Raw genomic sequence first — 12,194 nt, 5'->3', positions numbered from 1 at the left:
TTATTATTTCTTTCTACGTTCTACAATATATTTATTACTCGCTTTTGTCTTAGACCGGGTTTTGAAACCTTTAGCAGGTAAACCTTTTCTAGAACGTGGGTGACCTCCTGAGGCCCTACCTTCACCACCACCCATTGGGTGATCTACAGGGTTCATAACAACAGGTCTTGTTCTTGGTCTTATACCCAACCAGCGTTTTCTACCGGCTTTACCAGAGATCTGTAACTGGTGATCACTGTTGGAAACAGCACCGATTGTAGCCATACACGTAGAAAGTATTCTTCTAATCTCCCCTGAAGGAAGTTTAATGGTAGCATACTTACCCTCTCTTGCCAAAAGTTGAGCGAAAGCACCGGCACTACGAGCCATAACTGCTCCCTGGCCAGCTCTAAGCTCTATACAAGAGATAACAGTACCAAGAGGAATATTTGCCAAAGGCATTGCATTACCAATTTCCGGAGCCGCAGCTTCGTTACTGGAAACAACATTTTGACCTACCTCAAGTCCGTTTTGAGCAATAATATACCTTTTCTCTCCATCCTGATAATTCAACAATGCAATAAAGGCCGTTCTATTTGGATCATATTCTATACTCGCCACAGTTGCAGGAATACCCTGCTTGTCACGTTTAAAGTCTATAATTCTGTAACGTCTTTTATGACCACCACCTTTATAGCGCATGGTCATTTTTCCCTGACTGTTTCTACCACCCGACTTTTTGATCGGAGCCAAAAGGCTTTTCTCCGGCTTATCAGCAGTAATGGCGTCAAACCCATTAACTACTCTAAAACGCTGTCCAGGTGTGATTGGTTTTAATTTTCTAACTGACATTTTTTAATCTTAAAGATTACTGTATAAATCAATAGTTTCACCTTCCGCCACCTGTACCATAGCTTTTTTATAAGCTGAAGTTTTACCAGTGATCATACCAGATTTTGTGTACCTGGTTTTACGATCCGGGCGGACATTAATTGTGCGAACTTTAGTAACTGAAACGCCATAAGCAGACTCAACCGCGTCTTTAATTTCAATCTTATTCGCCTTATTATTTACTACAAAAGAATAGCAGTTGTTCAACTCACTATCGGCCGTAGCCTTTTCTGTAATAATAGGTTTTATTAAGATACTCATATCGCTTATTTACTTAAATTCGACTCAATTCCTTCCAGAGAACCCTCTAAAAACACAATATTACCCGCATTTAAAATTTTGTAAGTGCTTAATTCTGAGCTATTTACAACCTCGGAGGTCTCCAAATTTCGTGATGACAAATATACGTTTTTATTTGATTCACCCAACACTATCAGGGATTTTTTACTCTGAATGCCAAGGGCTTTCAAGATTTCCTTGAAATTTTTGGTTTTTGGAGCATCAAACTGAAAGTCTTCCACAACGATAATAGCATTGTCATTTGCTTTAATTGATAAAGCAGATTTTCTCGCCAAACGTTTGAGGTTTTTATTCAGTTTAAATCCGTAATTTCTGGGCCTTGGTCCAAAAACGCGGCCTCCTCCTCTAAAAACAGGAGACTTAATGCTACCTGCACGCGCTGTACCGGTACCCTTTTGTTTTTTAATCTTGCGGGTACTACCAGAAATCTCTGCACGCTCTTTGGCAGCGTGTGTTCCCTGGCGCTGATTGGCCAGATACTGCTTAACATCAAGATAAACAGCATGGTCATTTGGCTCTATAGCAAAAACAGCGTCAGAAAGGTTTGCCTTTCTCCCTGTTTCTTTTCCTTTAATATCTAAAACTGCTACTTCCATTACTTGCTAATGATTACGTATGAGTTTTTGTGACCAGGCACACATCCTTTAACAACTAAAAGATTTTTGTCTGCAACCACTTTTAAAACTCTCAGGTTTTCAACTTTTACTTTTTCTCCACCCATTCTTCCGGCCATCTTCATTCCTTTGAAAACTCTCGCAGGATAAGATGCAGCACCAATAGAACCAGGAGCTCTTAAACGGTTATGCTGACCGTGGGTAGACTGACCCACACCACCAAAACCGTGTCTCTTTACAACTCCCTGAAAGCCTTTTCCTTTAGATGTACCTGCGATATCCACAAATTCACCTTCTCTAAAATGCTCTACAGTTACAGAGTCACCTAATTTAAAATCTCCTTCAAATCCCTGGAATTCGACAACTTTACGCATTGGAGCGACTCCTGCTTTTTTCGCGTGCCCTGTAGCAGCTTTATTTGCAGTCTTTGCGTCATCGAAACCAAGTTGAAGCGCTTCGTACCCGTCAACCTCATTGGTTCTGACTTGGGTAATTACACATGGACCCGCTTCAATAACGGTACAAGGGATGTTTTTCCCGTTCTCGTCAAAAATGCTGGTCATGCCAATTTTCTTTCCTATTAACCCAGACATAATTATTATTTATTATTAATTGTTTACTTAAAAAAAATCAGGGCAGAAAAATACTATCGCCCTGATTGTATTTTTCACCGTTTTTCCCTCGCTCGCAGCTCAGGACATGTAGCCCTCCCCTAAATCCACTCCCAAAGGGAAGGGGACTTAAAACGTTATTCCCTCTTCGGGGGCCAGGGGGCTTAAACCTTGATCTCTACTTCTACCCCACTCGGTAATTCCAGCTTCATCAAAGCATCGATGGTTTTAGATGAAGAACTGTAAATGTCAAGAAGCCTTTTATAAGAGCTTAACTGAAACTGCTCCCTGGATTTCTTATTTACGTGTGGAGAACGCAAAACAGTAAAGATTTTTTTATGCGTAGGCAGCGGAATTGGCCCGGTAACCACAGCACCCGTAGTTTTTACGGTTTTTACTATTTTTTCAGCAGACTTATCTACCAGATTATGATCGTAAGATTTAAGTTTTATTCTGATTTTCTGACTCATTTTCCTAAAATTATTCGTTAGCTGCTCCTTTTGCTGCTTTCATCACCTCTTCAGAAATATTTGAAGGAGTTTCAGCATAGTGAGAGAATTCCATAGTTGATGTTGCCCTACCTGAAGAAAGAGTTCTTAATGTAGTTACATATCCAAACATTTCAGAAAGTGGCACTTCAGCCTTAATTACTTTAGCTCCAGACCTGTCGGACATGTTATTTACCTGACCTCTTCTCCTGTTAAGGTCACCAACGATATCACCCATGTTTTCTTCTGGTGTTACCACCTCTACTTTCATGATTGGCTCAAGGATTACAGCACCTGCTTTTTTAGCAGCGGCTTTATAACCCATTTTTGCAGCCAGTTCAAACGAAAGCTGATCGGAATCCACAGGGTGGAAAGATCCATCCTTAAGGACAACTTTTAAAGAATCCATGGTAAATCCTGCTAGAGGACCATTTCGCATAGCTTCCTGGAATCCTTTCTGAACAGAAGGCACGAATTCTTTAGGAATACGACCACCTTTAATTTCATCTACAAACTGAAGCCCTTCTCCTTCAAAATCTTCATCTACCGGCCCTAATTCAAAAACGATATCAGCAAACTTACCTCTACCACCAGATTGTTTCTTATAAACTTCTCTATGATCGGCATTTCTGGTAACAGTTTCTTTGTACTCTACCTGAGGCTCACCAACATTTACTTCAACCTTAAACTCACGCTTCATACGGTCGATAATAATTTCCAGGTGAAGCTCACCCATACCGGAAATAATCGTCTGACCAGAGTTTTCGTCTGTCTTAACGGTAAATGTAGGATCCTCTTCAGCCAGTTTACCAAGAGCCATTCCCATTTTTTCCACATCAGCCTTTGTTTTAGGCTCAACCGCAATACCGATTACCGGCGCAGGGAAGGTCATGGACTCAAGAACAATAGGATGGTTCATATCGGTTAAGGTATCTCCTGTCTTGATATCTTTAAACCCTACAGCAGCTCCAATATCCCCGGCTTCAATCTTGTCAATAGGCTCCTGTTTGTTAGAGTGCATCTGGTAAATTCTTGAAATACGCTCTTTCTTACCGGAACGAACGTTCAACACATAAGAACCAGCTTCAAGTGTACCTGAATATGCGCGGAAGAATGCCAAACGACCTACGAAAGGATCGGTAGCAATTTTAAACGCAAGCGCAGAAAATGGAGAATCCACATTTGGCTTACGGCTTTCTTCATCACCACTATCAGGATTTGTACCTGTAATAGCTTCAACATCTACAGGAGAAGGCAAATAACGCATTACTGCATCAAGCATAGCCTGCACCCCTTTGTTTTTAAATGCTGAACCACACATCATTGGAATAATAGACATATCTATGGTAGCAGCTCTCAGCGCAGCGATAATTTCATCTTCGGTAATAGAATTTTCATCCTCGAAGAATTTTTCCATCAAAGCCTCGTCATATTCAGCAACAGCTTCCACAAGCTCTGCACGATATTTATCAACGTCAGCCTGAAGTTCTTCCGGAATATCGATGGTATCATAGGTCATCCCCATATCCTCATCATTCCAGATAATCGCTTTCTTGGAAATAAGATCAACCACACCTTTAAAATCGGCTTCGTCTCCAATTGGCACCTGAAGAGGGACAGGATTACCTCCAAGCATTTCCCTTACCTGACGGCAAACGTTGAAGAAATCTGCACCCTGACGGTCCATTTTGTTCACAAAACCAAGACGCGGTACACGATATTTATCTGCCTGTCTCCAAACAGTTTCAGACTGAGGCTCAACCCCGTCTACTGCCGAAAACAAAGCAACAACTCCATCAAGTACACGAAGCGAACGCTCTACCTCTACGGTAAAGTCAACGTGCCCGGGAGTATCAATTATATTTACGGTATATTCCTGATCCCTGTAAGGCCAGGTACAATGGGTAGCCGCAGAGGTAATGGTAATACCACGCTCCTGCTCCTGCTCCATCCAGTCCATAGTGGCTGCACCATCGTGCACTTCACCAATCTTATGACTAATACCTGTATAATAAAGGATACGCTCTGTTGTGGTGGTTTTACCAGCATCAATATGCGCCGCAATCCCTATATTTCTAGTAAATTTTAAATCTCTTTGTGCCATGTTGTCTTTTTAGAATCTAAAGTGAGAGAATGCTTTATTAGCTTCCGCCATCTTATGAGTATCTACCCGCTTTTTAACCGCAGCACCTTCTTCTTTGGCAGCAGCAAGAATTTCTGAAGCCAATTTTTGAGCCATGGATTTTTCATTTCTCTTGCGAGCAAAGCTAATCAACCACTTCATAGCAGTTGACACTTTTCTATCTGGCCGGATTTGCATAGGTATCTGGAAGGTTGCACCTCCAACTCTCCTACTTCTCACTTCCACGTGAGGCATCACATTAGAAAGAGCATCTTTCCACAATTCCAAACCAGTTTTTTCGTCGTCCTGTTTCTTTTGTTCCACAACATCTATTGCGTCGTAGAAAATTTTGAAGGCAACCGATTTTTTACCATCCCACATCATCATATTAACGAAACGCGTTACCAGCTGATCGTTAAATTTTGGATCTGGTAAAAGAGGTCTTTTTTTAGCCTGTCTTTTTCTCATTTCTTCTTTTTGAGTTAATTGCCTGCCTACCGGCAGAAAGGTTAATTGTTGTCGATTAAAAGGAAAACAAAAAGTCTAACTTCTAATTTCTAACTTCTAACTTCTAATTTTACTTCTTAGGGCGTTTTGCTCCGTACTTAGACCTACGTTGCGTCCTACCTTCAACACCTGCTGTGTCCAGGGCACCACGAACAATGTGATATCTAACTCCCGGCAAATCCTTCACCCTTCCGCCTCTAACCAATACTATCGAGTGCTCCTGTAAATTGTGACCCTCTCCCGGAATGTAAGCATTCACCTCTTTTCCGTTAGTCAACCTTACCCTGGCAACTTTTCTCATCGCCGAGTTTGGTTTCTTAGGAGTGGTAGTATACACTCTTGTACACACACCTCTCCTTTGAGGGCACGAATCCAAAGCAGCCGATTTACTCTTCTTGGTTATTTTGGCTCTTCCTTTTCGTACTAATTGTGAAATTGTTGGCATAATTTCTCTTACCTAATTATTGATTAAATTTTACCTCCCTTTTTTAAGGGTTTGCAAAGGTAGAAATAAAACTGAATAATTCAAATCTTAAATAATTAATTTTCAAGAGGCTAATCTGGATTTATTTACAGAAAAATACTTCAGTAAAATAAAAAAATTAAAAAAAACAACTAAAACTAAAAATACCCTGAACTTTCTACAACAATTACTTCAAAACAATGAATATTCTTTATACTATTTCTCTTAAAGCTAAACAGCGGCGAAAAATTAACATAAACGCAATTTTCTCTTAGATACTATTAACGAAGCTCCTGTACTCATTATTTAACATTTTATTAATACTGCGAAAAGAATTTGAAAACAAAAGCTTGTTTAATTAACCATTTATTATCACTTTTGGCGTTGGCTAATTCAAATAAATTTAAAAATGAAAACAAAGTTTAGTAGTATTTTGACGCTATTACTGGCGTTTGTTGTGCAAATTACGTTTGCACAACAACAAACCGTACGAGGGACGGTGACTGATGAAGACGGACTACCGCTACCCGGGGTTAACGTTATTATTCAGGGTACCTCAACAGGAGTACAGACAAATTTTGATGGCGAATATGCCATTGAAGCCTCTATGGGGGATGTGTTGGTTTTTTCCTTTATAGGAATGGAAACAGCAGAGTATACCGTTGGCACCAACAATGAAATTGATGTCACTCTTTCGGCAGATGCCGCACAATTAGACGAAGTTGTGGTAACTGCTTTAGGTATAGAAAGAGAAAAGAAAGAAATTGCCTACCAAACAGAACAGGTGGACAATGAAATTCTTAACCTTTCCCAGCCAACCACTGCAACTGAAGGTTTAGTAGGTAAGGTAGCGGGTATGGCTGTAAACATTCAGAATAATGGGGTTAATCCACAAACGCAGATCAACCTTCGTGGTTTCAGATCTATCTCCCAATCAAGCACACCATTATATGTGATAGACGGAGCTATAGCAACCGCAGGTGCTTTTAATGATTTGAACCCGAATGACATTCAGGATATGAACATCCTTAAAGGCGCCACCGCAGCTGCTCTGTATGGTTCTCAGGCAGCAAATGGCGCTATTATTATCAACACCAAACGTGGAGTATTTAATGACCGTTTTACTGTAGGTGTAACTTCAACATCTACATTCCAGGAGGTTGCATACATGCCTGATTTTCAGGATGAATATGGGACCGGATGGCAAGGATCTTATGAGACTATCGAAAACACGAACTGGGGACCAAGGTTTGATGGCGTTGTAAGGCAGGTAGGACCTACCTTTGAAGATGGCACTTATCAGGAGCTTCCCTATTCTGCCGTTGAAGATAATTTAAAAGATTTCTATGACACTGGCATAACCTTACAAAATACTGTTTACGCATCAGGTGGAGGTGAAACCAGCCGCTTCTATGCTTCCATTGGGGACCAAACCACCCAAGGTATTGTTCCCGGAGATGAATATGAAAGACAAACTTTCAGGGTAAATGCAAGTAAAAAACTAGGTGATCTTGAGATAACTCTTAACTCTACGTACTTCCGTGATAACACAAGTGTAGTTGGCGATGATATAGGTTCGCAGGAAAGGCCACTTTACTGGTTTGTGTTAAACACATCAAACAATATCCCTTTGAGCAACTATAGAGATTGGCAGAACGATCTATATGCTTCACCCAACGGTTACTACAATGGGTACTATCAGAACCCTTATTGGGCAGTAGATACAAATCGGGATAATGATGAAACAGAAAGATTGGTTTCCAATTTGCAGGCTTCCTGGGATATCAACGAGTGGTTGAATTTAACAGGGCGGCTAGGTGTTAACTCTACTACAGGGTTAGGCCACGAATGGAGAGCAGAACAGGATTATACTACTGCATATACCAGACCTGATCCTGTCTCATCATTCGTTACCGAAAGCCAATACAGGTCTCTACAATATACCAGTGACATTTTATTAACCGGTGAATTAGATCTTTCTGATGATTTTAGTTTGAGGGCTATATTAGGTGCCTCTAACTTCACAAGCAAGTATAATTTTCAGTCCGTAAGAGCAAACAACTTGAGTATTCCCGGATTTTATGATATCTCTAATGGAACAGGAGCTCTCGTAGGTAGCGTGAATGAAGAAAACGAGCGATATTACGGAGTGTATGGAGATTTCACTTTTGGCTTTAGAGATTATTTGTATCTTGATATATCTGGTAGAAATGATTGGACTTCTACTCTCCCATTTGAAGACAATGCTAATAGTTATTTCTATCCAGCTGCAGGTTTATCTTTTGTTGCAACTGATGCTATTCCTGCAATTAAAGGAGAGGCCCTCAACTATTTAAAACTTACTGCAAATGGATCGATCGTTTATAATGACTTAGATCCTTACCAAACTAATGAGATCTTCATACAACCGGGTCCGGGACAATCTGCTTATGATGATTTAACTTTTCCATATGGTAACATCAACGGTTTTACCGTTGCTAATACTGCAGTAGATCCTGACATTAAACAAGAGAAAGTCAGCAGTTTAGAGATTGGCGCGAATTTTGGATTCCTTAACAACAGGATCACCTTGAATGCCTCTTATTTTAATACAAAAATTGAAGATTTGATCACTCGAACTTCAACAGCTCCTTCTGCCGGTAGCTATACTTTAGCGACCAACTTAGGAGAATTAAAAAATGAAGGATATGAATTTTCCTTAGGAGCTCGATTGTTCCAGAGCAATGACTTCTCCTGGAATGTAGATGCCAACTTCACACATTTTGAAACTACAGTAGTAGATATAGATCCTAACAACCCGGATGCTACTGAAATATCAATTGCATCTTATGGAAGTTATGGAATATATGCTATAGAAGGAATGGCATTCCCACAGGTGAAAGCTCTGGCTTATGAAAGAGACCCACAGGGAAGAATTGTGATTGATCCTGCTACCGGATACCCACAACAGGCAGATGCACAAAAAGCTTTTGGAAAAACTACTCCTGATTACACTGTTGGATTGGTTAATACATTCCGATACAAAGGCCTAAGTTTAGCTGCAACATTTGATTACCGTACAGGCCATGTGTTCTACTCTCAGTTAGCTGACTTTATGGAATTTACAGGACGTTCACAGGAAAGTGTATCTGCAAATCGCCAGGATTTTATAATTCCAAATACGGTATATGAGAATGAAAATGGAGAATACGTAGAAAACACCAATATCCCTGTTAATGGTGGCTTACAAACTTATTGGACCGATCAGTATAACGTAATTAAAGAAAACTACGTAAGGGATGCAACAGCACTTAAACTTAGAGAAGTTGCATTAAACTACAGAGTTCCGGAATCCTTATTTCAAAACACAGCAATTTCAAAGATCTCTTTAGGTTTGGTAGGTAGAAACCTGGTAACCTGGTTACCGGAAGAAAACAGGTTCTCAGATCCTGAATTCAATAACTCTTTTGCTAATAGCAATACTCAAGGTGTTAGTGGCTACTTACAATCCCCGCCAACAAGGTCTTATGGATTTAATGTTAATATCGAATTTTAAAAAAATTTAGAAAATGAAAAATATAAGTATATATCTCATCCTGCTTGTGGCCGCATTAAGCGTCACCTCTTGCAGTGACGATTATCTGGATATGAATGATGATCCAAATAATCCGACTTCAGTGAGCCCGGATCTTATACTTCCGGTAGCTCAGGCTTATTCCGCGAACCTTATTTTTTATGATGGTCCAGGCGCCCGGCATGCCAATACACTTGGTAACCTAATGGTATACAACTGGAGCCAGGCTGATGGCTATTCCTGGTATTATGATGAATTCCAGTACCTGGTAAATGCTAATTTCTATGATCAGATATGGGATGACACTTATAATCAACCTCTCAGAAACTATCAGGAACTTCTAAATTATGAAGGGGCTATTTACAATAACTATAAGGCTATCGCTAAAGTAATGATGTCTTACCATTTTCAAATGCTGATAGATGCCTATGGGGATATCCCTTATACAGAGGCTTTACAAAGAGGTTCTAATACCACTCCGGCATACGATGATGCACAGGCGGTATATGACAGCCTCATTGTAGACTTGACAGAAGCCATTGATTTAATTGACGAGGCAGATAATGTAGAAAATGTTTTGAACCCAGGAGCAGCAGATGTTATGTACCAGGGTGATATGGAGGCCTGGAAAAGACTGGCCAACACTGTTAAGTTGAGAATACTTATCAGGGAATCTGGCTTAAGTGATAAACAGGCTTACATTCAGGAAGAAATCAACCAGATTGTAAACCAAGGTTCTGGTTTTATAACTGAAAATGCAAGTGTAAATCCAGGTTATCAAAATGAGGAAGGCAAACAAAACCCTTTCTGGAGAAGTTTTGGACTCACAGTTGCTGGAAACACCCAAAATAACTATCAGGCCACAACTGCCACGCCTTATGTACTGGATATGCTAAGCAGCAACAATGATCCCCGTATAAATTATATATACGAGCAACCTGATTCAGGCCATAAAGGAGTCCCACAAGGACTTCAAGCTTATCCAGATGAACTTACTTCCGAATTTGTTTCAAATATAGGACCTGGTTTATTAAAGTCTCCAGACCAGGATGCACCTATTCTTACTGCTGCAGAAAGCTATTTTCTTCAGTCTGAGGCTGCCTTAAAAGGCTATTTAGATGATGACGCGCAAACTTTATATGAATCTGGCATAGCCGCATCTTTTGATTATTTGGAGACAATGGATCTTGTAGATACTGATAATGATCCATCAACAGAACCTGAACTTATAGAAGCAGATCCAGCAGATTACTATTCTCAAAACATAGAAAACGTAGGATGGGACGCATCAAGTGACAAACTTGAAGCTATTATTACCCAAAAATGGATTGCATTAAATGGAATTAATGGATTTGAGGCTTGGATTGAATATAATAGAACTGGTTATCCGTCGAATTTACCTATCTCCCTTTTGGCTCCTGGAGATAACAGGCCTGTAAGGCTATATTATCCATCTTCTGAAAGGGCTATTAACGCTAGTAATGTTCCCGCCCAACCTAACGCTTTTACTGATAAGATATTTTGGGCAAATTAAAAAAATACAGATATGAAAAGACTAAATAAATATTTCCTATTTACAGTTTTGTTAAGTGTTTCCTTGACATCCTGTTTAGTAGATGACACCGCTATAAGTGATGCATATGACGAGGGAGCAAATCTTGTTAGTTTTACCGACGAGAGCTTAACTCTCAGTGCAGAGACTAATGGAGAAGAATATCAAAGATCTATACCTATTGACATAATAGGGCCAACATTCGATGAAATAGAAGAACCTGTAACTGTTGAAATAAGTGTTGATCCCAGTTCAACTGCTATTGAAGGAGTGCATTACAGATTAGAATCTACAACTTTGACTATTTCTCCCGATGATGATCTGCCAAAAGCTTTACCTATAACTATTCTTACTGATGGATTACAGGCGCCTTTAGCAGAAACCCCGGTTTTAAACATTTCTATTACAGAAGTATCTTCTGATGCCGATATTGTTATAAATGGAAAGAATGACGAGTTGTCTGTTCTTCTTGCTTATGCATGCCCTTTCAAAATAGAAGATTATGAGGGAACTTACATAGCTACCACTGATCAATTTGGAATATACACAGGAGATCCTGTACCTTTTGAAGTTGTTGCTGGTCCTGGTGAGAATCAAATTACTCTTCAAAATGTTGCAGGACATCCTGAAGAATATGACGTAGTTGTTGATGTAGATCCTGAGACGGGTAATTTAACAGTACCTTATCAGCCTGCATTGAACACCAACAATATAGGCTACAGCTATGGGGAACTTCGCTGGGAAGGTAGCGGTAGCTCAAGTGCTTCACCTGGAAATTGCATAGGAAATTTAGATATCACTTCTGCTTATACTGTAGATGCAGGCTCTTTCGGATCTTATAGAACCGTTTTTGAAAAAGTTCAGGAAGAAGGAACAGATACTGATACAGATACCGAAGGAGAAGAGGAAACAGAATAATTAACACTCTTTTTGTTTAACAAGAAGCTGTCTCATTAATTTGAGGCAGCTTTTTTCATTTTATTAGTTCTTAACTTTTGATTATCTGGAGGTTTTTTATTATTTTTAAGTACTGATAATCAGATAAATGAGCCATAAATTTAAGGTCTATAACCAACAGCAAAACTGGCTTTTTCCTCCTTCCATTGAAGAATTG

At 39.8% G+C, this 12,194-nt stretch carries 11 protein-coding genes; 3 read left to right on the top strand and 8 right to left on the bottom strand.

Annotated features, from left to right (window positions below; genetic code table 11):
* Window positions 1–3: 3 nt before the first annotated feature.
* The 8 genes from rplB to rpsL form a co-directional block, all read right to left on the bottom strand.
* Window positions 4–831, bottom strand: a complete 828-nt coding sequence (rplB, locus tag RM553_RS05745) for a 50S ribosomal protein L2 (RefSeq protein WP_311534004.1) — start codon at window positions 829–831, stop codon at window positions 4–6.
* Between the two features lie 9 nt (window positions 832–840).
* Window positions 841–1,131 carry a 50S ribosomal protein L23 gene (gene rplW, locus RM553_RS05740; RefSeq protein ID WP_311534003.1) on the bottom strand — a complete coding sequence of 97 codons (291 nt, stop codon included), beginning with the start codon at window positions 1,129–1,131 and terminating at the stop codon, window positions 841–843.
* Between the two features lie 5 nt (window positions 1,132–1,136).
* Window positions 1,137–1,766 carry a 50S ribosomal protein L4 gene (rplD, locus tag RM553_RS05735; RefSeq protein WP_311534002.1) on the bottom strand — a complete coding sequence of 210 codons (630 nt, stop codon included), beginning with the start codon at window positions 1,764–1,766 and terminating at the stop codon, window positions 1,137–1,139.
* On the bottom strand, window positions 1,766–2,377 hold the full coding sequence (gene rplC / locus RM553_RS05730) for a 50S ribosomal protein L3 (protein WP_311534001.1): 612 nt from the start codon (window positions 2,375–2,377) through the stop codon (window positions 1,766–1,768). The genes rplD and rplC overlap by 1 nt, the downstream gene beginning before the upstream one ends.
* A gap of 182 nt (window positions 2,378–2,559) precedes the next feature.
* The gene (rpsJ, locus tag RM553_RS05725) at window positions 2,560–2,865 is read right to left on the bottom strand and encodes a 30S ribosomal protein S10 (RefSeq protein WP_007094989.1); all 306 of its coding nucleotides are present in this window, start codon (window positions 2,863–2,865) and stop codon (window positions 2,560–2,562) included.
* A 10-nt stretch (window positions 2,866–2,875) separates the two neighbouring features.
* A complete protein-coding gene (fusA, locus tag RM553_RS05720; protein WP_311534000.1) occupies window positions 2,876–4,987 on the bottom strand; it encodes an elongation factor G in 2,112 nt (703 codons plus the stop codon).
* Between the two features lie 9 nt (window positions 4,988–4,996).
* Window positions 4,997–5,473 carry a 30S ribosomal protein S7 gene (gene rpsG / locus RM553_RS05715; protein WP_311533999.1) on the bottom strand — a complete coding sequence of 159 codons (477 nt, stop codon included), beginning with the start codon at window positions 5,471–5,473 and terminating at the stop codon, window positions 4,997–4,999.
* A 109-nt stretch (window positions 5,474–5,582) separates the two neighbouring features.
* Window positions 5,583–5,957, bottom strand: a complete 375-nt coding sequence (rpsL, locus tag RM553_RS05710) for a 30S ribosomal protein S12 (protein ID WP_010230128.1) — start codon at window positions 5,955–5,957, stop codon at window positions 5,583–5,585.
* A 427-nt stretch (window positions 5,958–6,384) separates the two neighbouring features.
* Here rpsL and RM553_RS05705 point away from each other — a divergent pair, with 427 nt between their 5' ends.
* Genes RM553_RS05705 through RM553_RS05695 form a run of 3 tightly spaced genes read left to right on the top strand, consistent with a single transcriptional unit; the run spans window position 6,385 to window position 11,998 of the window.
* Window positions 6,385–9,510 carry a SusC/RagA family TonB-linked outer membrane protein gene (locus RM553_RS05705; protein WP_311533998.1) on the top strand — a complete coding sequence of 1,042 codons (3,126 nt, stop codon included), beginning with the start codon at window positions 6,385–6,387 and terminating at the stop codon, window positions 9,508–9,510.
* A 13-nt stretch (window positions 9,511–9,523) separates the two neighbouring features.
* Window positions 9,524–11,062, top strand: coding sequence for a SusD/RagB family nutrient-binding outer membrane lipoprotein (locus tag RM553_RS05700; protein ID WP_311533997.1), 1,539 nt, complete (start codon window positions 9,524–9,526; stop codon window positions 11,060–11,062).
* A 12-nt stretch (window positions 11,063–11,074) separates the two neighbouring features.
* A complete protein-coding gene (locus RM553_RS05695; protein ID WP_311533996.1) occupies window positions 11,075–11,998 on the top strand; it encodes a hypothetical protein in 924 nt (307 codons plus the stop codon).
* Window positions 11,999–12,194: the final 196 nt, after the last annotated feature.

Source organism: Autumnicola tepida (genome assembly GCF_031846485.1).
GTDB classification, from domain to species: domain Bacteria; phylum Bacteroidota; class Bacteroidia; order Flavobacteriales; family Flavobacteriaceae; genus Autumnicola; species Autumnicola tepida.
Note: the sequence above shows the minus strand (reverse complement) of the source record. Positions and strands in the feature narration are given on the sequence as shown.